The following is a 21,889-nucleotide window of genomic DNA, read 5'->3' on the forward strand; positions in this document are numbered from 1 at the left end:
CGGTTAAGCGCCCACACAGGACACTGGTAGATGGTTCGGACAGGCGGGAATTCCCGCGCGGCGTATCCAGGAGGCATCGGTGGCGGGCGAGTCCCCCGACAAGTCGGAGCAGCGGAAGTCGTCAGAGGGAACGGCTCCCGGTACGAGCGATCCGAGGCTTGCGGTCTTCCGCTCGGTGCCGGATCCGGAAGCGGGCGCGGTGTCCGGGTCGCAGTCGGGCGACGCACGGCTGCGTGAGGCGGTGGCCGCGTGGGTCGCGGCGGCGGACGAGCCGGCGGGTGACCCGTCGGGCGAGTCGGCGGACGGGCCGTCGGACGGTTCGTCGGACGGGAAGGATCCGTCGGGCGCGGACGGTGCGGACGGTGTGGCTGGTGCAGCCGATACGTCCGGTGCGGACGGTGCGGAAGGTGCGGAAGGTGCTGCGGAGGAGGCCTCGAAGACCCACGTGATGGCCGGGCCCCCTGCCGACACGCCCGAAACGGCCGACGAAGACGAATCCGACTCGAACGCGGAGTCGACGGGTGAGGGCGCTCAGGGCGCTTCCGGGGCCGCAACCGCGTCCGAGGCGCCCCAGAGCGCCCCGGAGGGTGCGGGGGCGCGCACGGGCGCTTCAGGCGGCGCGGACGCCCCCGCCGAGGCGAACGGTGACGCGGATTCCGACGATGCGCCGGAGAGCGCGGCGATCGGGACGGGCGGAACGGGTACCGGCGGCACCACGAGCGACACCGCAACGGGCACCACGGACGCGAAGGCATCCGAGGGTGCTGGGTCTGGGTCTGGGTCTGGCTCTGACGCGGACTCCGGCGCCGATGCGGATGTGGATGCGGCCGACGCCGACGCCGAAGCCGACAAGCCGGCTGCGAAGCCTGCTGCCCGTGCGGACGCAGAGTCCGACGCCGACGGGAAGACGGACGCCGACGCCGAAGCGGATGCCGCGACCGCCGACACCACCGCCGGGGACACGCCCGGCGCCACGTCGGACGCGAAGCCGGAAGCCGAGCCCGACGTCGCAAACGCAAAGTCCGCCCCGAAGGGCGATGCGAAGGATGACGCGAAGGCCGAAGCGAAGGCCGATGCGAAGGCCGATGCGAAGGCCGAAGCGAAGGGCACCCCGAAGGCCGACAACGAGGCCGACGGCGAGGCCGTCGATCAGCCCACCGGTATCTTCCGTGTCCCTTCCCGCCCCGTGATCGACCGGCCCACCACCACGCTGAAGCGCAGCACCTTCGTGCCGCTGCGCCCCGACGACGTACCCGGTGAGCGGAAGAAGCAGCCCGCCCCGGTCCCGTCGCCCGCCAAGCCCCCGGCCGGGATCCCCGCCGCGAGCAGCACCACCAGCGCCACCGGTCCCACCGCCACCGCGGCCGGTGCCGGTGCCGCGCAGCCGGGCGTCGTCGAGCCGACCCGGCAGCTGGCGATGCCGCCCAAGCCGCCGCTCGACCTGCTCGCCGAGCTGACCAACAAACCGGCCCCGCCGGAAACCCCGGTGCGGACCGTCGTCCGCCGGTTCAAGATCTGGACACCGCTGGTGATCCTGCTGCTGATCATCTTTGCAGTCGTACAGGCGGTCCGGCCGCTTCCTGATCCGAGCCTGTCCCTGACCGCCGCGCCGTCGTACTCGTTCGGCGGGTCCAAGGTCACCCTGCCCTGGCCGAGCGAGGGCCAGGGGAAGATCTCCGTGGCGGGGCTCGGCACCGTGGACGGTTTCGGGGACGAGAAGCCCGTGCCGATCGCGAGTATGGCCAAGTCGATGACGGCCTACCTGATCCTGCAGGACCACCCGATGAAGCCCGGTGCGAAGGGCGCGTCGATTCCGGTCGACGCCACGGCGGAGAAGGAAGGCCACTACGACAAGACCGGTGGTGAGTCCACTCTCAACACCATCAAGAAGGGCGACGTCCTCTCCGAGAAGGACGCGCTCAGCGCGATCATGATCCCGTCGGCGAACAACGTCGCGCGGCTGCTCGCCCGCTGGGACTCGGGCTCGGAAGCGGTGTTCGTGAAGAAGATGAACGACACCGCCAAGAAGCTCGGCATGACCAACACGAAGTACACCGACCCCTCGGGGCTGACCGCCTCCACGGTCAGCACGGCTGCCGACCAGGTGAAGCTGGGCCAGGAGCTCGTGAAGATCCCGGCGTTGATGGACATCACGAAGCTCCCGAGCTGGACCGACCCGTCGGGCAAGACCTGGGGCAACTACAACCGGCTGGTCCCCTACAACGGTGCGATCGGCATGAAGACCGGCTCCACCACCAACGCCGGTGCCAGCCTGCTCTTCGCCGCGGAGCAGAAGGTCGGCGGCACGACGCAGTACATCGTCGGAGCGATCCTCTCGCAGCACAAGACGCCGATCATCGACACGGTGAACGCGGTGAGCAAGACAGCGCTGCTGGCCACCGAGTCCGCGCTCACCTCGCGGAACGTGGTGAAGAAGGGCGAGGTCGTCGGGTACGTGGACGACGGGCTCGGCGGGCAGACCCCGGTCGTCGCCACCAGGGACTTCGAGGCGGCCGGCTGGGCCGGTCTGAAGGTCGACATCAAGATCGGCAACAGCAAGACGATTCCGCACTCGGCGAAGGCCGGGACGGTCGTCGGCCAGCTGACCGTCGGCTCCGGACCGGGCAAGGTCTCCGCCCCGGTCGCCCTCCAGAAGGATCTTCCGGAGCCCGGCTTCGGAGCGAAGCTGACCCGCGTCGGCTGAGCGCCCGACCGGGCACCTCACTCCGGCATCCATCAGGCGCCCGACCAGGCGCCCGACCAGGCGTCCGAGTGAGTATCAGGGCTGCCGCCTCCGGCCTTCACGACCGGCGGCGGCAGCCCATTTCGTACGTGTTAGCGTCGCTGGGCAACTCTGGGCGCGGGGACTGCGTCCTCCTTCGCAGGAGAGCGAGCCTTGGTGACCACAGCAGACCCGACACGTGAAGAAGGCAGAGGGAGCCCCCGCGCCGGGGGCCGTACCGGCCTGCTCTCACGGGGTGACGGGCCGGGGCAGCGGCCCTCGGACCGGATGCCGTGGACCTGGCCGGCCGCCCACCCCGTCGTCACCGCGACCGCCGTGGCCGCCGTCGCGCACATCCTCTGGTTCTTCTTCTTCGCCAACAGTGGTGGCGACCTCGCGGCGCAGGACGCCTGGGCCGAGTTCGTCGGCCGCCACCCGGCGTCCGCGTACAACCTCGCCTGGTACGGCGGGATGCACCCCGTCTCGTACAGCGTGGTCTCGCCGTATCTGATGTCCGTGCTCGGTGTCCGTACGACGATGATGATCGCCGGGACGGTCTCGGCCGCGCTGACCGCGCTGATCCTCGTGCGGCTGCGCGCCGTCCGTAATCCGCTGCTGTGCGCGCTCGCCGCCGACTTCGCGTTTCTCTGCAACGCGCTGTCCGGCCGGGTCACGTTCGGCCTCGGCACGATGTTCGCGCTGGGCGCGGTGGCCGCGGTCTTCTGCTGGCCGCACCGCTGGCGCACCCGCCGCTGGGCGAAGGCCTGGGTCGCCGCCCCGCTCGCCGGGCTCGCCACCGCGAGCAGCCCTGTGGCCGGGCTCTTCCTGGGTGTGGTGGCCGCCGCGCTCTTCCTCAACAAGCGGCGCCCCGGCGCCTATGCGCTGGGGCTCGCACCGGTCGCCGTGGTCGCGCTGTCCGCCTGGCTGTTCCCGTTCTCCGGCACCCAGCCGATGTCGGTGGGGACGGCTTCGCTCCCCCTCCTCTACGGGGTGTTCGTCCTCTTCCTGGTCCCGAAGGAGTGGCGCACGGTCCGTACGGGCGCGGCCGTGTACGCGCTGGGCGTGGTGCTCACCTGGCTGATCAACTCGGAGATCGGCTCGAACATCTCCCGGCTGCCGATGCTCTTCGCAGGGGTGGTGCTGCTCGCGGCGCTGCCGTACACGGTGCCGAAGTCGCGCAAGTGGTACGCCCTGGTGATCGCGTTCATCGGGCTCAATGTGTGGATCGGCTTCAAGGGCGTCGACGACGTGGTGCGCACCGCCCCCGCCGCCTCCTGGACCCGGGAACTCGCCCCGCTGGTCAACCAGCTCCAGAAGAGGGGCGCGGACAAGGGCCGGGTCGAGGTCGTCCCGGCCAAGAGCCACCGGGAGGCCTCCGCGCTCTCCCCGTACGTCAATCTGGCCCGCGGCTGGAACCGCCAGGCCGACATGGAGCGCAACCCGATCTTCTACGACGACACCCTCGACTCGGTCAACTACAAGGCCTGGCTGGCCCGCTGGGCGGTGCGGTACGTCGTACTGCCCACGGGGGCCCCGGACACCGGGGCCGGCCAGGAGGAGAAGCTCGTCCAGGACGGCCTGCCGTATCTCAAGCGGCTCTGGGGCGACGACAACTGGCAGCTGTTCGCCGTCGACCGGCCGACGCCGATGGCCGACCCGCCGGGCACCGTGGAGCGCGCCGAGGAGGGCGGGCTGACCGTCCGGGTGAAGCAGCGGGGCCGGGTGCTGATCCGGATCCCGTACTCGCCGTGGCTGGGTCTGGTCGACGACAAGGGCAAGAGCGTCGAGCCGCCGCAGGAGACGGAGGCGTCCAAGGGGCGCGGCGAGGGCGAGCCGAAGGCCTTCGCCAACACGCACGGCTGCCTGGCGAAGACGGACAAGGACGCGGACGGCGACGAGTGGACGGAACTGCTCGCCCCGAAGGCCGGTGTCTACCGGCTGGCTTCGCCCTACCGGCTGCCGCGCGGGACACCGTGCCCGGACGAACTGAAGGACACCCTGCCCGCGGGCGCCCCGGACCAGCGGGTGGCTCCGGGCCACCCCTGAGCGTGGGCGCTCCTGATCCTGGGACGCCCCAGTCTCCCGTGGTTCCTGGGGTGTCCCTCCCTCAGATCCGCTTCGCGCTGCGCAGTGTCGCCGCGTAGTAGCCGTTGCCGTCGAGGCGGGAGGTGCCGCCCTTGTCGCCGATGGTCGGGCCGTTCACCTCTTCGCGGCTGGAGACGAAGATCAGGTGGCCGTCCGTGTCGTGGCCCATGTACATGCCGATGTGGTCGAGCCGCTGCCCGGTCCGCTGGTCGAGCTTGAAGAACACCAGGTCACCGGGTTGCAGGACATCGATCGAGGTCGGCCGGTCCGCAGGCGTGATGCCCTTGAGCGGGATGACATCGGCGCCCAGCTTGGAGCGGCCGATGCCGTTCGCGGTACGGGGCAGACCGTCACCCTGGCCGTCCAGCGGGGCGAGCGGGTAGCGCGCGCGGTAGCCGAAGATCGTCCGCATGAAGCCGGAGCAGTCGATCGCGCGGTACCGCGCCTTCGAGGGCTGCCGGGTGACACCGTTGCGGAAGGTGTACGGGATGCCGAGGTAGTCGAAGAAGTCCGACTGTTCGAGGCGCAGGTCGTTGCCCTCGCTGCCTTCCGGGTTGATCGGCCCGAAGTTCGCGTCGCCCGTGTACGGGACGCCCTCGTCGTCCTTCTTGACCGGCGCCCCTTCCACGTACTGGAAGGCGAACGCGAAGAGGTCGTCCTCCTCGCTGCCGTAGTACTTCTTGAACCAGTCCTGGAACCACTGCTGCTTCTCGGCGCCCTTCTTCCACTTCTCGGGCATCAGCCGCACCCAACTCTCCGTGACCACACGGGACTTGGTATTGGCCGGCTCCGCGAAGGTGCGGGACGGGCCGGTGAGCGTCGCCGTGCGGGCCGCGTCGGTGAAGGTGGCGAGCACCTTGCCGTCGGCGTCGCGCAGGACGGTACGGGCAGGCGAGTTGAGCCGTTCCCAGGTCTTCCCGGTCTTCAGCGAGTCGCCCGCGGTCCGCAGACCGGGCTTGTCGGTGACGGCCTGGACGGTGGGCGCCTTGGCCTGTTCGTCCTGGCGCAGCTCCACCGTGAAGTACGCGCTGCCCGCGAGCAGCGCGAGGACGGTGGTGGCGTGCAGGACCGTGCGGCTGCGCTTCGACTTCTTGGTACGCGGAGCGGTCATGGGATCACCTCAGGCAGACGGGAGAGCGCCGAGCAGGATGCCGGCGGTCAGGACGACGTAGGCGAGGAGCGAGACCGAGCCGGTGGCCAGCAGCGTCGCCCCCTTGGGCTGGCGGACCAGCTGGTAGGCGATGAGGCCGGGAACGATGAAGCCGAGCGTCTGGTTCGCGTACATCAGCGGGAACTCCACCTGGAGCACGATCATCACCGTCGCCTGGAGGATCACCCCGGTCAGCACCACGGCGGAGAAGAGCCGCTTGCCGTAGAGGATGACGACCTTCTGGAGCATCAGCACGGAGACGTACGTGAGGACGGTGACCCCGACGACCATCGCCGCCCGCTGCAGATCCTCGACGAGCGTCAGCGCGAGCCAGCCGGGCGTGATCATGCCGCCGGGGGAGAGGTTGGTCGTCAGATAGCAGACCAGGGAGAACATCAGGCCGAGAGCGATACCGATGGCGGCGATCTCGGGCGTCAGGACGGTGGGGATCAACGGGGGTCTCCTGCGCTGTTCTGCCGGCTCTGCTGGTACGGGTCGTGCGACGGATGCGGCTCGTGCGGCTCGTGCTGGTGCTGGGGCTGGTACAGGACGACCGGGTACTGCGGCTCCGTGTATGCCTGGTCGGGGTGCGCCTGGTCGGGGTACGGCGGCTCCCGGTACGCCTGCTCCGGGTGCGCCTGCTCCGGGTACACGGCCGGTTCGAACATGCCGCGGGGCTGCTGCCGCGATTGCTGCGATTGATGGGGCTGTTGAGGCTGTTGGGGCTGCTGTTCCTGCTGGTACGAGTACGGCTGGTGCTGCGGCTGGTAACGGGTCTCGTACGCCTCCGGGTAGGGCGCGTACGGGTCCAGATGCGGCCGGTACTGCTGCCCCAGCGTCTCGTCGTGCCGGGGGTGGTGCGGGTGCTGCGGACTGCGCTGTTCCGGTATGGCGGGCGCCTCGGCCGGGGGCGTCTCGTCCGGGGTCTCGTCGGGCGGGAGTTCGGCGAGGTGCTCCAGGAGCAGTTCGCCCTGGCCGTGGATGTTGCCGATGGCGATGAGCGAGGAGTCGGGGCCGAGCTCCCCGAGCAGCGCTGCCATGAACTCGTCCGGGTCGCGCCGGTCGCCGCCGAGGTCGACCGCACGGTCTCGCCACTCGGCGGGTATCGCGTCGATGGCGCTCTTCGCGGGGTGGCCGATGACGAAGACCTTGTCGGGCCGGAGATCGGGGATGATCTCGCCCATCTGCCCGTTGCGCTCGACGCGGTCGGGACGGCAGTTGATGACGACGTGCAGCGGACGGTGCACGGCGCCCAGGTCGAGCAGCTGGTTGACGTTCATCAGCGTCGACTCGGGGTCGTTGGCCGCGAAGACATTGGCGAACCTGAGCTTCTTGCCGTCGGGCGTCAGATACCGCTCGACGGAGAGGACGCCCGGGTCCGGCGGGGCGTCGTACATCCCCTTGAGGGCCGTCTCCCGTTCCACGCCGAGGAGTTCGGCGACCTTCAGCGCGATGGCCACGTTCTCCTTGAACGTGAACCAGCTGAACCCGCGCAGCTCCTCGTCGCTGACCGTCTCCGGATCGGCGTAGACCAGCTCGCAGTCCCGTGCGTCGGCCTCCTCCTGGAGGATCGCGAACCGGTCGACCTCAGCGGTGACACAGATACCGCCCTCCGGCATGGAGCGGCAGAGCGAGCGCGCCACGTCGTCCAGGGTCGGGCCCATCTCGGCCAGATGGTCCTCGCGTACGTTGCAGAGCACGCCGATCGTGGAGCGGATCAGCTTGGACTGGTTGATCTCCTGGAGCGCCGGCATCACCGCCATGCACTCGATGACCAGTGCCTGCGGATCGTAGGACGCGGCCCGGCGCACGATGCCGATCTGCTCGACCACGTTGGCAAGGCCGAACTTCCGGTAGACCGGCTCCTCGGTGGCGTCGGGGTGGATGAACCGGGCAGCGGTGCCCGTGGTCTTGGCGACCGTCACCAGATCCCCGCCACGCAGTGCGCCCGCGCAGAGCCGGGTGATGGAGGACTTGCCGCGGATGCCGTTCACCAGGACCCGGGAGGGAATGCGCTCCAGGTTGATGAAGTGGCGGCGCTGCTCGACGATGCCCGCAACGAGCAGGATCGCGCAGCAGACCACCAGCACGGTGTAGAGGAACAGCACGTCCGGTCAGGTCCTTTCGGCGTGGGTCGCGGGCGCCGCGGGTGCGCTCGGCGCGGTGGGCGCGGTGGGCGCGGTGTCGCGCTTCGGCTGCGCCGGGAGCTGCTGGCGTACGAGCTCCAGAGAGCGGGTGACGGCGCCGACCTCGTCGTGGTGGCGCGGGTACAGGACGGTGCGGCGGTCTCCGCCGGCGAGGGCCTCGGCCTGGTCGGCGAGTGCCCGCAGCGGGCGTACGACGACGATGTGCAGCCAGCCGAGGCAGGCGGCGACAGCGGCCATCCCGAGCAGCCCGCCGAGCACGGTGAGGTTCTGTCTGCGGTATTCGGGGATGGCCAGAGAGCGTGCGGGCTGCTCGCTGACCACGGTCCAGCCGAGGGTCTTCGCCGCTCCTCCGCCGACGAAGGGCGCGGCTGCCGCGATCTGCACGGAGCCGCCGTCGCGGTAGAGGATGCCGCTGGGGTGCGGGCTGATGCCGGTCTGCTGGTTGGTCCCCGCGACGAGGGTCCTGAGGCGTTCGTTCGGGAGCCGGTGGAAGGCCCGGTAACCGGTGTTGCCGCCGATGACCCGCTGGTCGGCGTCCACGACCCGGACCTCGCCGAGCCCGGGCCGCTTGAGCAGCGCGTTCAGGAACTCGATCCGGAACTCCCCGATCACGGTGGAGCCGCTGCGGCTGGGGATCCCGGCATACCCGACGATGAGCGGCTTCTTGCCCGAGTGGTTGAGCACCCGGATCGAATGGCCGGCCTTGGCGCGGCTCACCGGCTGGTGGGGGGTGTCGCCCGCGTGGGCGACGACCTTCCCCGACGGGTCGACGACGTACAGCGACTGGTAGCGGTCGTGCTCCAGGCGGGTGCGCTCCAGGACGGTGTGCATATCGGCGGGCGAGGTGTCGCTGCCGATCAGTGTGGCCACCGAGAGAAGGTCGGCCTGGCCCTCGTTGAGGGCGCGGCGCACCCGGTCGGTGAGGGTGTCGGTGCGCTCGCGCTGGTCGTTGACGAGCTGCTGCGGTACGACGGCGGTGTCGTCGGCGCGGTTGAGGAGCAGCAGCATCGGCGCGCACCAGACGAGCAGCAGCGCGCCGCAGACCAGGACGAGCCCGCGGCTGCCGAATTCGCCGGTGCGCGCGAACCTGCCGCGCCGCTGGGGAGCGGCCGCCCCCGCGGGTTCGCCGAGCAGTTGCCGGCGCAGCCGCTCAAGGGCGCGTCCGATCCTGGCGGCCTCCCCGTACGCGGGGGAGCTGACCGGGCGGGTCAGGTCGCCGCGGGTCAGCCTGCGGCTCTCCAGGAAGAGCCGGAGCAGCGGGCGTTGGACGGTGCCGAGCAGCAGCGCGACGGCGAGGGCCCCGATGACGACCAGCGCCCCGGCCGCGATCAGGCCGAAGAGCGGTCCGGCGACGGCGGTGGGGTTCTCCGAGACCGGGACCATGGCCACGACGCTGAGGCCGAGACCGGTGGCGATGGTCGGCTCACCGGGCTGCGGCCCGGCGAGCGAGGCGTATCCGGCGATGCTCCGGTCGCCCGTGTGGACGGCGCCCACCAGGCTCCCGCTGACACCGGGGAACCCGCCCGAGCCGGGCTCCCTGGCCGAGATGGGGTTCCGGCGCACCTTCACCGCGGCTGTCTTCGCGAAGCTCTTGAGCTGCCTTTCGGCCCGTTTGGCGTCGGCGCGCTGGGTGGCGGTGCGGACCTGCTCGGGCTCGGGGATGCCGTCGCTGGAGAGGATCTCCGCTTCGTCGTCGATGACGGCGATGGAACGGAACTGGCCCAGGCTGATGCCGGGGAAGCGCAGATTGCTGGAGGCGACCAGGAGTTGCTGCGGGGTGCCGGGCCATGACAGCACGGCGAAGGAGAGCAGCCGGGTCTCGCCGTTGGCGAGCCGCACCATGCGCGGGCTGAGCCCGTCCTTGGCGCGGAGTTTGGTGGTGTCGACGGCGGTGAGGGGGACGTTCTCGCCGCGGGCCGCCAGCAGTTTTCCGGAGGAGATCTGGACGACGGCCGTGCCGGTCCACTTCTGGTAGACGCTGCTGACCTTGTCGAGCACGGCGTCGGGCGACGCGGGCGCTCCGGCGTTGAAGAGGTTCGCGGTCCGGCCCAGGTCGGTGAAGCTCTCGTCGATCGAGGCGCGCAGCGCGATGGCGCCGTCCTCGGCGAACTGCTGCTGCGAGGTCAGCACCGCCTTGGGGACGGGGTCCTGCACCGTACGCCCGAGGTTGAGTGCCGTGATCCCGGCCAGGGAGAGCAGCAGGACCGAGAGGACCGCGATGGGCGGTCGTATGCCACCCAGCAGCGACATGTCGGCCCGGCGGCGGACCTTGTGTCGCCGCTTCGCAGGCGTGGCGGCCATGAGCGTTCCCTTTCTGGGACTTCTTCCCGGGAGTTCTTCCGGGACTTCTGGGTCGGGCAGGGCGGGGTGGGGCGGGGTGGACCGGATGGCGCGGGCCGTGCCGTCGGAACTGTCCGGGCCGGAACTGTGTGTGTCGGAACGGTGAGTGATCGGAACGCGGTCGCGAAAATGCATGACACGTTCGAATTGAGAACGGTTGTAAGGAAAGTGGCGGGTGTGACTCAGCGCACACAGCTGACTCACAGCGTCCGCCGTGCCGGTCCACCCGGCAGACATCCGGGGGTGTCTCTCCGGTAACCGCGACGTCTCCCGGGCGCCCCCGCCCGTTCACCGGCCGGCCGCTGCCGCCCGGACCGCACCGCAGGTCAGCCGGGCAGACTCTCCAGCGGCTTCAGCCCGTCCTGCGCCGCCCCGCGGTTCAGCATCGTGCCCTCGGTGCGCTCGAACGCCAGCCGGTAGCGAGCCTTTTCCTCCGCGGTCAGCTTCCCGCTGTCACGCAGCGCCGCCGCCACATCGATGAGCCGGTGGTCCTGCACCGCGTCGGCGGCCGGCGGATTCGCCGCGTCGGACTCGGGCGGGATGGAGACGAGCGTCGGTACGTACCGTGCCCGGACCTCCCACTTGCCGCCCCGCTTCTGGAAGTCGAACCAGCCGATGACGCCCTCCTCGGTCAGCCCGGACGGCACCTCGTGCCGTGCGACCTGATTGCCGAGCCCGTACGCGATCCAGGTCCCGTCGACCTTCTCCATCGGCTGGACGACATGGGCGTGATGGCCGATGACCAGATCGATGCCGGTCTCACGGGCGATCCGGCGGGCCAGGCCGATCTGCCCCGAACTCGGCTCGGGGTGGTGTTCGCGGCCCCAGTGGATGCTGAGGATCACCACATCGGCGCCGGCTTCACGGGCGCGCAGCTCGGCCTTCCTGATCCGGTCGAAGGCCGTCAGGTTGGCGAGCCAGGGCTTGTCCGCCGGGACCTCGCGCCCGTTGAACCCGAAGGCGTACGAGATCTGTGCGACCTTGACGCCCTTCACGTCCATGATCAGCGGCCGGTCGGCCTCCGCACTGCTGCGGGCCGAACCGGTGTGCTTGAGCCCGGCCTTGTCGAGTGCGTCGAGCGTGCGCTTCACGCCGGGCGCGCCGTGGTCGAGGGTGTGGTTCGACGCGGTGGAGCAGGTGTCGTAGCCGATCTGCTTGACCGCGGTGGTGATCTGCGGAGGCACCAGGAAGTCCGGGAAGCTGCGGAAGGGGCCGTTGGGCTCGCCCACCACCGGCTCGAAGTGGCAGATCGCCAGATCGGCCCGGGAGATGACGGGTTGCACCCCGGCCATCAGCCGGTAGAAGTCGAGCCCCTGCTTGCCTTCGGCCTTGGCATCCTTGCGGGCCTGCTCGATGAGCGGCGGATGGATGAGGATGTCACCCGCAGCGGCCACGGAGAACGACTGCCCGCCGCCCTTGCCCGATGCGCCGTGGCCCGATGTTCCCGACGCGTCCGAACCGTCGCCGCCGTTCAGGAGCGAGCACCCCACCGCAGCCAGTGCGAGGAGAGCCGTCGCTGCGGCGCGGGTTGTGAAGGAGGCGTAAGGGTGTCGTGTCACCCGTGTATTTTTACTTCAATATGACGAGTCCTTGGGCCGGTAAAAAAGTGATCTTTGCAATATCGCTGGTCACAGCGTTGGTGGCGGTGGGTGTGGTGCTCGTCACGTCCAGCGGAGGAGGCGGTTCCGCCAAGGACCGGCCGCAACGTGCCCGCCCGCGCGAGCAGGTCGACCTCGCCGCACGGATCGATGACTTCACCCGGCAGACGATCCGCCGCAGCGCCTTCCGCCCGCCCACCGCCCTGGAGCGCCGTGCGGTCGCCGACGGCGTCGGCCTGTATCTGGACGGACGCCGCGCGGAGGCCGGGAGGCGCCTGGCCGAGGTCGACTTCGGCGTCTCCGCTTTCACCGACACGGCCACCGGCCGCCCCTTCGCCGAATTCGCGGACCGGGCACGGGAGTCCACCCGGGGATGGGGCCGGGTGTACGTGGACCTGCCGCAGGCCGGGCGGCCCGCGGCGAAGTGGTCCGTGCAGGTTCCGCACCCGGTCGCCGATGCCGACAGCGAGAAACTGGGGGTGGGGGCGTGGCGCGCCACACCCGGTGGGGTGCTGGTGCTGGCGGGCGCCAACCGCAGGGCGGGCAAGGACGGCGCGGCGGATGTGGCCCACCGCCGGGACACGGTCTTCCACGCGGTCTGCGCCGAACTGATCGCCCGCCGGCTGCCGGGCATCCAGGTGCACGGCTTCGCCGACTCCACCGAGCCCGACTACGACGTGATCGTCTCCACCGGCCGGGGCGACCACGGCCGCACCTGGGGCGAAGGCCTGGCGGCAGCGCTGTCCCGGCAGGGCTTCGACGTCTGCCGGGTCTGGGTGCGCCGCTGCTCACTCGAAGGCCGTACGAACGTCCAGGGGCGCGCCGCGGCCGACGCCGGACTCCCTTTCCTGCATGTGGAGTTCAGCCGCACGGTGCGGAAGTCCCCGGAGCGGATCACCCGCGCGGTGAAGGCGATCAGGGAGGCGGCGGGGCCGGCCGGCGGGGCTGCGCGGCCGGGGGCTGGCGCGCGTGCGGGGGCGGGTGCGCGGGCGGATGAGGGGACAGGTATGAGTGCGGATGCGAACGAGGGCGCAGTTGTGGGGTGAGCGCGCAGTGGTGGTGTGCGGGCGCTGTCGACCGGTGCGGTGGGCCGGCCGGGGGCGAAGTTCCGCCACCCGGTGCCGTGTTGAGTGGCAGGATCCCCGTATGTGAGCCACGACCGCAGCGCGTTCATGACCATCGCGAGGACCGCAGCCCCGCTCTACGTCACCACCCTGGCCGCGTCGGCGGGTTCGCTCGTCGACACGGTGCTGCTGGGCCGGCACGCGACCGCCTCACTGGCCGCCTTCGCGGTGGCGGTGGCGGTTTTCGGGCCGGCCACCGCCACCGTGGCCGGCGCGCTGCGCGGGGTGATGCCGTTCATCACGCCCCACCGTGAGAATCCGGACGAACTGCTGCCGCTCGTACGGAGCGGGATGTGGCTGGCGTTCGCGGTGGGCGGGGTGTGCGCGGCCGTGGTCGCCGCGGTCCCGCTCATCGGCGGACTCTGGGGCGTACAGCCTGCCGTACTCCACCAACTGGGGCTGCTGCCCTGGCTGCTGGCGGGCAGTGTGCTGCTGATTGCCGTCGGCGGATCGGCGACATCGGTCCTGGTCGCGCTGGGCCGCTCCGCGCAGGTGATGCGTTCCGGTCTGGTGGGCACCGCCGTATCCGTCACGCTGTCGATCCTGCTGGTCGGCGGCCCGGGGCCGCTCCCGAGCCATGGACTGACCGGCGCGGGCGTGGCCATGCTCGCCTCCAGTCTGATCAGCACCGTCCTCAACCAACTGGCCCTGCGGCGGCGGACGGTACTGGCGGGACGGCCGCTGCGCCCCGGCCGGCCCGACCCGCGGCGCGTGCTGCGGCTGGCCGCGGTGGGCATCCCGCTCGGCGGCACGGTCCTGGTGAAGTTCTCGGTGCTGGGCATGCTGACGTTCGCGGCGGCCCGGATCAGTACGGACGCGGCAGCCGTGCACGGCGTCTCGGAGTCGCTGGTGAACGTCATCTTCACCGCGGCGGTCGCGGTCGGCCAGTCCACGGTCCCGCTGATCGCCGACTACGCGTCCAAGCGTGACCTCAGGAGGATCCGCCGCAGTGTGGGGGCGGGGGTCAGGGTGGCCCTGAGTGCGGTCACCGTGCTGGGGGCGGTGCTGCTGGCGCTGCGCGGCCCAGTGGTGGGCCTGTTCACGACGGACGACTCGCTCAGCCACCAGGTGATGAGACTGCTGCCTCTGGTCCTCGCGGTGGTGGTCGCGGACGCACTGCAGGCGGTGGCGGGCTTCGCCCTGGTCGGACTCAGACGAACGGGCCCGAGTCTCGTGTCAACGGTGGTGTGGTTCGGGGTACTTGCCGCTCTGGCGGTCCCGGTGGCCGATACGTACGGTCTGACGGGCCTCTGGGCAGCGCTTGCGGGTGCGAACCTCCTGCAGGCCGGAACCAAGTCGCACTCATTCCTGCGGCACAGCTCCCGCCTGCGGACGCAAGGGGTCGCCGTAGCCCGTACGGGTGGCACCAGTGAGTCCGCAGGACGCACCACGCCCGGGGTACAAGGCTGAGGGGTGAGCCGAGGAGTGACCCATGGTGCTGACACCGCCGCAATGCCCCCACTGCCGTGACCCCCGTCCGCTGTGGAAGGACACCAGCACCACCGGGCCGAAGGTCCCGGACGGATGGCGCTGGTACTGCACAGGATGCAGACAGGTGTGGGAACCCACGAACGACCACAGGGCGAGGTACCGGGCCGTCGCACCGAACGGGCCGGGCGTATATGCGGGGATCCGCTGAGCCGGGCGTATGTGCGGGGACCTGCTGAGCCGGGCGTATGTGCGGGGACCTGCTGAGCTGAGGTACGCGCGGGGATCCGCTGAGCCCGCGTGCGCGCTGGGCTCCGCTGAGCCGGTGCGTGCAAGGGCCTGCCGTGCTGTACTGGCAAGGTGGAGCGAAAGCACTCATTGGCAGCGGTCACGCACCTGAGGCGCCCCGGCGGGGCGGCTTCGGACAGTGCGCGGGACCGGCGGGCCGAGGAGATTCGTACCCGGGTCCGGCTGATGATCGAGATCACGGCGCGGGCAGGGGCGTACCGGAAGGGCCTGGTCGCGGCCGCCCGCCGGCTCAGCCCGGAGGAGGCGACGATCCTGTCGGATCTGGAGCGCCACGGACTGCAGGTGCCCCAGCTGCACGACGTGCTGTGCGGTGGCCATGTGCTGGTCGACGACCCGCAGTTGTACGAGGACTGGCGGTTCGCCAAGGTCAGCCACGAGCGGCTGTCCAGCCACCACCGTGACATCGACAAGACGCTCTATCCCGACATCGGAATGCGCGGGGACGTGGTGCGGGAGAAGCTGCACGGGCGTACCGCCCAGGGCACCTGGGTGCAGCTGGAGAAGACACCGGCCGCGTTCGGCGGGCGGAAGCTGCCCAGCGTGAGCGACCTTCGCCACCTCATGGACTACGTGGTCTACCGGATCACGCGCAGCAATGTCGGGCCCTGGGGCCTGTCCCGGATGACCGAGCGGCGCCCGATGTATCTGGCGCCGTTCCTCGCCGTGCCGACGTCCCTGACGCCTCCGGTCGCGCGGTTGCTGACCCAGGCACTGCGCCGGATCGAGGAAGCCGACGACGTCACCGCCGTCTCCGCCGACCTGGCGGCCCGGTTCTTCCCGCCCCCGGACCGGCAGGACCTGGCCGGCGAGCTGGGACAGTCGCTGTCCGGCAGGGCGGGCCGTGGGCTGTTCGGCAGCTCCGGGGTATGGGTGACCGAGACCCTCTCACGCAGCGCCGCCGCGGTTCTCCGGGAGAGCCGTGTGCCGCCTGCGGTGGACATTCTGCAGCCGGGAAGGCCGTCATGAGCGACGAGCAGCGCGATGTTCCCCCTCCGACGCCGTCGGACGCGGGGTCGGACGGATCGGACACAGGGTCGGAGACGGGGGAGGCGTCCGTCCCTTCGGGGCTGGTGTCGGCCGTGGTGAACCTGGTGAACACGGGACCGGTACTGCTCGGTGCGTACACCATCGCGGAGCTCACCGCCGTGGACGCGATCGTGGACTTCCTGGAGGCCAGGCCGTCGGACGACGTGATCGCCGAGGCCGTCCGCTCGCTGGCGGCACGCCAACTGCTGCTGGCGGGGGATACGGGCGAGCAGGTCCAGGTGCAGGGAGACCTGGGCATCGCCGTGGCGTTCCAGCAGAGGGCCCGCAAGGTACTCGATGCCCGTACGACCGGGTCGGGCCCGGGTGAGCCCTGGCGGATCCTGTTGCTCCCCCAGCCCGAGCGGATCTGTCTCATGGTTCACATCGACGCGCTCGGCGTCCACCAGCTGGGCCTGTACAAGCTCGACGAGGCCCTGAACATGCTTACCGAGTGGCTGCCGCGAGGCTCGTCGGCGGACCCCGACGAGACAACGGACCCCGAGGCCGTGCTCGCCGCATCGGAGCGCTCCGCGCTGATCACCGTCACCGACTACACGGCAGAGGGATCGGCCGAGACCGCGGGCACCAGCAGGGATCTGGTGCTGGCCCGCAGCGGCGGACGGCTGCACGCCCTCGCCCGGGACCCCGCCGACCGGGAGAAGCTGGTGCCGCACCCGGAAGCGCGCAGGGACAACGTCCGTGAACGGCTCATCGATCTGCTGGGGTAGACAACTGAACTGCCGGGGCCCGGGCACCGCTCACGCAAACGGCTCCCGCAGGCCACTCACCGCCCTGCGGCAGCGTCGCTCTGCTCGGGTGCTTCGGCGGTGCTGAGTATGGTGCGGATCGCGGTCACCACCGCGGAGTTCTCTTCGTCCGGCACCTTCCGGATCTCTGTGCCGGGGGCGTGGATCATGGAGTCCAGGAGCCCGTCCGCCAGGCCGAGTACGAGTTGTTCGGCGGAGGCGTGGGGGAAGAGGCTGTGGGTGAGGGCGACGTTGCCGTGCAGCCCGGCCCACAGGGTCTGGGCGAGTTGCTCCACAGGGAGGGTGAGTGCGTAGCCGTCGTTCTTGCAGCGGGTGACGGCCTCCCGGAAGCGTTCCGAGACCAGCCTGGCGGGGTGGCGTCCGATGCGGTCGGCGTCGACGGCCGGCTGGCGCATCTCGTACATGAGCCGGTACTGACCCGGTGCGCGGAGGGCGAAGCGGCAGTAGGTGTGCACCTGGGCCCGCAGCCGGGCGAGCAGGTCCGCCCCCTCGGCGCGGGCGGTTTCGTCGGCGGCGCGCATCTGGTCGGCAAGGTCGCGGTACTTGTCGGCGAGCGCTTCCCAGATCATCTCGGTCTTGTCGGAGAAGTGCAGGTAGAGGCTGGGTGCGGAGACCCCTACCTCCTTGGCCACTGCTCGGATGGTGAGCTTCTCCGTGCTGCCCCACTCGACCAGCAGCCGGTTGACCGCGTCCAGGATCTCCCCGCGGAGCCGTTCGCCCTCTCCCTTGCGGGAACGGGCCCGTTCGGTGGCCGGTTGCCCGGGTTCGGTCGGCTGCGCGCACATGGTCGGTCCTTTCCTTCTGCGCGCCCGAGCCTACGCGCGCCGCAGGCCCCGGCCGCGCCGGCCGTGTCGGGGCTGCCCCAGGTGGTCGTGGCGAAGGCCGGGGTCGATGGGGGTGGGGGTGCCGGACGGCTGCGGCCGGGCGGCCGGGCAGTCGGGTGGCCGTCCGGCACCGCGGACGGGCGGGGTCAGCGGGTGACCACGGGCTAGTGCCACGGCAGGCAACGTTTGCCCCGTCGCGACGCCCGGCACACACTCTCGCCGCACCGGCCGAAAGCCCAAGTACGTCCAGTACAAGGGCTTCCGGCCGGCACGCCGAGAGCACGCACCGAACGCCGCTCCTTGACGGGCAAACCTTGCCTGCCGCGGCACTAGTAGGGCTTGGTCAGGTCAGTACGAGCGTGGGTATGTCGCGGTGGCAGGTGGGGCAGGCGCCGGCCCAGACCGCGAGGAGTATCTGCAGCTCGCGGACGACTTGGTAGAGGCTCAGACCGGCGCCGTGTCTTTTGGGGCTCTGGCCAGTCGTTGCAGGGTGCAGAAGGCGTGGGCGACGGAGACGAGTGTGACGTGGTGGTGCCAGCCGTTGAAGGTGCGGCCCTCGAAATGGGTCAGGCCCAGGGCCTGTTTCATCTCCCGGTAGTCGTGCTCGATGCGCCAACGGAGCTTGGCGAGGCGGACCAACGTGGTCAGTGGAGTGTCGGTGGGCAGGTCGGAGAGCCAGAACTGGACCGGTTCGGGTTCGTTTGCCGGCCACTCGGCCAGCAGCCAGCACTCCGGCAACTGCGGGCCCTGGACCGCCTGACGGATCTCGCGTCCGGCGGGGCGAATCCGCAGGGCGACAAACCGCGAGTACATGCGCTTGAAGCCGCTGCGGCTGGTGCCAGGCCGCGAGCCCTCCCGCCATTGCACGGGTTTGGCCGCCTTCCGGCCTGCTTCCATGGCCAGTTGTTTCACCGACTGTGGTTTGTCCAGATACTTCACAACCGGTGGGCGTCCGGTTCCGGAGTACGGAACGGCCACGGGAACGGCCTGGCCGGGGTGGGCCGTGAGCGTCGTGGAGATCCCGACGACGTAATTCAGGCCGCGGGCCTGAACACCGAGCCGGAAAGCGGTGGCGTCGCCGTATCCAGCGTCCGCGATGGCCAACGGGATCTCAATGCCCCACGAGCGCGTCTCGTCCAGCATGTCCAGGGCCAGCTGCCACTTCTCCACGTGCCCGACATCGTCGGGAATGCCACAGGAGGCGCGGCGGGCGACCCTGTCCGGGTTCGCCTTCGGCGAGGCCGCATCCCACGTCTCGGGCAGGAACAGCCGCCAGTCCACCGCCGAGGAGGCGTGATCGGAGGCCAGGTGCAGCGAAACGCCCACCTGGCAGTTGGTGACCTTGCCGGCGGTGCCGGTGTACTGCCGCGACACACACGCCGAAGCATTTCCGTCCTTGAGGAAGCCGGTGTCGTCGAAGATCAGCGCGCTCGGCTGGATCGCCGCCTCCATTTTCCACGCCAGCCGGGCCCTGATGTGTGAGGGGTCCCACGGACTGGTGGTGACGAAGTGAGCCAGCGCCTGCCGGTTCCCCTCCTCCCCGAGGCGGGCCGCCATCGGCTCGACGGACTTCCGCTTGCCGTCGGTCAACAGCCCGCGCAGGTAGACCTGCCCCCAGCGACGTTGATCCTTTCTCGCGAACGGCTCGAACACCTCCGCCGCAAACGTCTCCAACTCACCACGCACACAGGCAATCTCGTCCGGAGTCACACCCTCTCAACGCCGGACCACACCCAACGGACACGCTCCACCACCATCAACATGACCAAGCCCTACTAGTGGGTGACCGCGAGCTAGCAGGTGTCCACGAGCCAGCAGGTGTCCACGAGCTAGTGGGTGACCATGAGCCAGCGAGAGACCATGAGCTAGCGGGTGACCATGAGCTTCTTCACCGCGTAGTTGGTGCCGTATGTGTCCATGGGGACCTCATCGGCGGGCACCGCGAGGCGCAGATGAGGGAAGCGGGCGAAGAGCCGCGGCAGCACCGTCTTGAGCTCGGCGCGGGCGATGTTCTGGCCCAGGCACTGGTGGACGCCGTAGCCGAAGGCCAGGTGGCGGGTCATCCTGCGGTCGAAGTCGGGGGTGTCCGGGTTGTCGAAGACGCGCGGGTCGCGGTTGGCGGCGGGCATGGCGACGACCACGAGGTCGCCCTTCGCGATCTGCTGGCCGCCCAGTTCGAGGTTCTCCTTGGCGACGCGGCCGAGGCCGAACTGCACGATGGTCAGGTAGCGCAGCAGTTCCTCGACGGCCGGGCCGGTCTTCTCCGGCTGGGCGGTGAAGTCCTTCCGCTGCTCGTCGTGGGTGAGCAGGGTGAAGGCGGAGAGGCCCAGCATGGCGGCGGTGGTGTCGTGCCCGGCGAAGAGCAACAGCACCCCCATGCCGATCAGTTCGTCGTCCTTGAGGAAGGACCCCTCCGCGTCGGCGACCTGGATCAGCTCTGCGAGCAGACCGTCGGCCGCGCCCGTACGGCGCTTCTCGGCGACAAGATTCGTGATGTAGTCGATGAGCCACTTCGCGCCGCGGTCGCGCTCCTCGCGGGGGTTGGCCATGTCCATCATGGCCTCGGTGGCGTGGTGGAAGCCGTCCCGGTCCTCGTAGGGCACCCCGAGCAGCTCGCAGATCACCAGGCAGGGAATGGGCAGCGACATCGCCTGCACGAAGTCGAACGTCTCCGGGCCGGCCGCGATGGCGTCCAGGTGCTCGTCGACGATGCGGTCAATGTAGGGCTGAAGCCGCTTCTGTACGTTCTTCGGTGTGAAGCGGCCGGTCAGCAGCCTGCGGTACTGGCTGTGATCGGGTTCGTCCATCATCACGAACGTCGGGTTGAACGGCGCCTCCTGGTCGGCCTCGGAGACTTCGCCCTCGGGGGTGTCGTGCCGGGGGCGGCGGGCGCTCATCCGCGGGTCGGAGAAGACCTGACTGCCTTCCTCGAAGCGGGTCACCAGCCAGCCGGTGGAGCCGTTGGGGAAGCGGACCCGGGTGACGGGCTGCTCCTCGCGCAACTGGTCGTACTCCAGCGGCGGGTCGAGCGGCCGGGTGCGCTGGACGGGCATGGCGGGAAGGGGCGCGGTCATCGCTTCTCCGTGGGGGTGTGGTCGGATGCGGTGTGGTCGGGTGCGGTGGTGTGGGCGGCCAGGGCTGCGGTGACGCCCTGGTAGGTGGCGGTGGCGTTGCACCAGCCGACGTACAGCGCCAGGTGCAGCACGGCCTCGTGCAGCTGCTCCGGGGTGAACTCCCCGTTGGCCAGGGCGCCGGCGGTCTGGATCTGGATCAGGTCGGCCCGGCCGGTGGACGCGGCGACGCCGAGGGTGAGCAGCCGCCGGTCGCGTACGGACAGTTCAGAACGGCTCCAGACATCCGCGAAGAGGTAGTCGACGGTGTCGGTCGTGAAAGGGTCGGCGGGCTCGCCGACGCGGTCCGCCAGTTCGGGGCCGTAGACCCGCTTCATCATTTCCACGCCCCGCTCACGCCGGTCCTGCGGCAGCGGCGTGAGCGGCCGTGCGGGAGCGTCGTCCAGTCCGAGGGTCTGCCGGGCGCCCTCGCGGGTGACGTCCACCAGAGGTGTGTCCACGCCGAGCGAGGCGCCCAACTCCTGTGCCGCGCCGAGGTCCTTGACCATCAGGGTCTCGACCTGCCGCAGCAGCGACTCCGGTACGCCGTCCTGCTTCATGTGCAGCAGCTGCAGCAGGGTGGCACCTTCGGGGTCGGCGCTCTCGATGACGGTGGCGAGCGCGCCGAGGTCCACACCCGCCGCCTCCACCAGCGCGGAGGCTTCGGCCACGGTGCGCCAGCTGCCGTACGTGACGACATTGCGGGCGATCTTGGTGGCCATTCCGGCGCCGGAAGGGCCGCAGTGCACGACCTTCTTGGCCCAGTCCCGCAGCACCGGCATCGCCTGTTCGACGGTTGCGTCGGCGCCGCCGACGATGGCGACCATGCCGTGCTCGGCGGCCTTGTCGCCCGGGGTGACCCCGCAGTCGAGGAACCCGACGCCCGACTCCCGGCAGGCGGCGGCCAGTTCGCGGACGGCGGGCAGGTCGACGGTGCTGAGCAGTACGACCGTCAGGTCCGGATGGGCCGCGGACAGCAGCCCGCCCTCGCCGCAGATCACGTCGCGGGCCTGTGCGGCATTGACGACCGCCACCATCACCACGTCGCTGCGCCGCGCGACCTCGGCGGGCGAGGACCGGGGAGCCGGTACGCCGTCCAGCAGGTCCGCTGCGTCCGGGCGGATGTCGTGGACCACCGGGGTCCGGCCGCTGCGGGCCAGGCTGACGGCAACCCCACCGCCGATCATGCCGAGCCCCACGACGCCGGCCCGCGGCCTACCGGCGCCTGTGGCCGATCGGTCTGCGTCCGGTCCGTCTGC

At 70.5% G+C, this 21,889-nt stretch carries 15 protein-coding genes; 6 read left to right on the plus strand and 9 right to left on the minus strand.

Annotated elements, in window-relative coordinates; translation table 11 throughout:
- Positions 1-79: 79 nt before the first annotated feature.
- Both OG385_RS19155 and OG385_RS19160 read left to right on the plus strand, forming a co-directional pair.
- Positions 80-2,704: a D-alanyl-D-alanine carboxypeptidase gene (locus OG385_RS19155; protein WP_266855947.1), complete on the plus strand. Its 2,625-nt coding sequence runs from the start codon at positions 80-82 to the stop codon at positions 2,702-2,704.
- 306 nt (positions 2,705-3,010) lie between these two features.
- Positions 3,011-4,768 (plus strand): MFS transporter, encoded by a 1,758-nt coding sequence (locus OG385_RS19160; protein ID WP_266860998.1) that lies wholly within the window; start codon positions 3,011-3,013, stop codon positions 4,766-4,768.
- Between the two features lie 61 nt (positions 4,769-4,829).
- Here the strand turns inward: OG385_RS19160 and OG385_RS19165 are convergent, their stop codons facing one another.
- The 5 genes from OG385_RS19165 to OG385_RS19185 form a co-directional block, all read right to left on the minus strand.
- The gene (locus OG385_RS19165) at positions 4,830-5,918 is read right to left on the minus strand and encodes an NlpC/P60 family protein (protein WP_266855949.1); all 1,089 of its coding nucleotides are present in this window, start codon (positions 5,916-5,918) and stop codon (positions 4,830-4,832) included.
- A gap of 9 nt (positions 5,919-5,927) precedes the next feature.
- A complete protein-coding gene (locus OG385_RS19170) occupies positions 5,928-6,410 on the minus strand; it encodes a poly-gamma-glutamate biosynthesis protein PgsC/CapC (RefSeq protein WP_266855951.1) in 483 nt (160 codons plus the stop codon).
- Complete coding sequence (gene pgsB, locus OG385_RS19175) at positions 6,407-8,065, minus strand: poly-gamma-glutamate synthase PgsB (RefSeq protein ID WP_266855953.1); 1,659 nt, start codon at positions 8,063-8,065, stop codon at positions 6,407-6,409. The genes OG385_RS19170 and pgsB overlap by 4 nt, the downstream gene beginning before the upstream one ends.
- A 6-nt stretch (positions 8,066-8,071) precedes the next feature.
- Complete coding sequence (locus OG385_RS19180; RefSeq protein ID WP_266855955.1) at positions 8,072-10,405, minus strand: cache and HAMP domain-containing protein; 2,334 nt, start codon at positions 10,403-10,405, stop codon at positions 8,072-8,074.
- 365 nt (positions 10,406-10,770) lie between these two features.
- A complete protein-coding gene (locus OG385_RS19185; RefSeq protein WP_266855957.1) occupies positions 10,771-12,003 on the minus strand; it encodes a CapA family protein in 1,233 nt (410 codons plus the stop codon).
- A gap of 47 nt (positions 12,004-12,050) precedes the next feature.
- On the opposite strand from OG385_RS19185, the gene OG385_RS19190 reads away from it, so the two are divergent.
- The 4 genes from OG385_RS19190 to OG385_RS19205 all read left to right on the plus strand — a co-directional run bounded on the left by OG385_RS19190 (position 12,051) and on the right by OG385_RS19205 (position 16,657).
- Complete coding sequence (locus tag OG385_RS19190; RefSeq protein ID WP_266855959.1) at positions 12,051-13,088, plus strand: hypothetical protein; 1,038 nt, start codon at positions 12,051-12,053, stop codon at positions 13,086-13,088.
- A 102-nt stretch (positions 13,089-13,190) separates the two neighbouring features.
- On the plus strand, positions 13,191-14,576 hold the full coding sequence (locus tag OG385_RS19195) for an MATE family efflux transporter (RefSeq protein ID WP_266855960.1): 1,386 nt from the start codon (positions 13,191-13,193) through the stop codon (positions 14,574-14,576).
- Between the two features lie 378 nt (positions 14,577-14,954).
- Positions 14,955-15,869, plus strand: a complete 915-nt coding sequence (locus OG385_RS19200; protein WP_266855961.1) for a hypothetical protein — start codon at positions 14,955-14,957, stop codon at positions 15,867-15,869.
- On the plus strand, positions 15,866-16,657 hold the full coding sequence (locus OG385_RS19205) for a hypothetical protein (protein WP_266855962.1): 792 nt from the start codon (positions 15,866-15,868) through the stop codon (positions 16,655-16,657). Before OG385_RS19200 ends, OG385_RS19205 begins: the two co-directional genes overlap by 4 nt.
- Positions 16,658-16,713: 56 nt before the next feature.
- Here OG385_RS19205 and OG385_RS19210 read toward each other — a convergent pair whose 3' ends face one another.
- The 4 genes from OG385_RS19210 to OG385_RS19225 all read right to left on the minus strand — a co-directional run bounded on the left by OG385_RS19210 (position 16,714) and on the right by OG385_RS19225 (position 21,829).
- Positions 16,714-17,481 (minus strand): TetR/AcrR family transcriptional regulator, encoded by a 768-nt coding sequence (locus OG385_RS19210; protein ID WP_266855963.1) that lies wholly within the window; start codon positions 17,479-17,481, stop codon positions 16,714-16,716.
- A gap of 483 nt (positions 17,482-17,964) precedes the next feature.
- Entirely contained in the window at positions 17,965-19,230 is a 1,266-nt protein-coding gene (locus OG385_RS19215) for an IS701 family transposase (RefSeq protein WP_266850846.1), read from the minus strand.
- Positions 19,231-19,385: 155 nt separating this feature from the next.
- Positions 19,386-20,594, minus strand: a complete 1,209-nt coding sequence (locus tag OG385_RS19220) for a cytochrome P450 (protein ID WP_266855964.1) — start codon at positions 20,592-20,594, stop codon at positions 19,386-19,388.
- Positions 20,591-21,829, minus strand: coding sequence for an NAD(P)-binding domain-containing protein (locus OG385_RS19225; protein WP_266855965.1), 1,239 nt, complete (start codon positions 21,827-21,829; stop codon positions 20,591-20,593). The genes OG385_RS19220 and OG385_RS19225 overlap by 4 nt, the downstream gene beginning before the upstream one ends.
- Positions 21,830-21,889 lie beyond the last annotated feature (60 nt).

The organism is Streptomyces sp. NBC_01306, from assembly GCF_026340465.1.
Lineage (GTDB): Bacteria > Actinomycetota > Actinomycetes > Streptomycetales > Streptomycetaceae > Streptomyces.

What these genes read in the sequence shown, in the direction of transcription:
- OG385_RS19160 (WP_266860998.1), top strand. Translation starts at nt 3,011, where the DNA reads ATGCCGTGGACCTGGCCGGCCGCCCACCCCGTCGTCACCGCGACCGCC.
- OG385_RS19165 (WP_266855949.1), bottom strand. Translation starts at nt 5,918, where the DNA reads ATGACCGCTCCGCGTACCAAGAAGTCGAAGCGCAGCCGCACGGTCCTG.
- OG385_RS19180 (WP_266855955.1), bottom strand. Translation starts at nt 10,405, where the DNA reads ATGGCCGCCACGCCTGCGAAGCGGCGACACAAGGTCCGCCGCCGGGCC.
- OG385_RS19205 (WP_266855962.1), top strand. Translation starts at nt 15,866, where the DNA reads ATGAGCGACGAGCAGCGCGATGTTCCCCCTCCGACGCCGTCGGACGCG.
- OG385_RS19210 (WP_266855963.1), bottom strand. Translation starts at nt 17,481, where the DNA reads ATGTGCGCGCAGCCGACCGAACCCGGGCAACCGGCCACCGAACGGGCC.
- OG385_RS19220 (WP_266855964.1), bottom strand. Translation starts at nt 20,594, where the DNA reads ATGACCGCGCCCCTTCCCGCCATGCCCGTCCAGCGCACCCGGCCGCTC.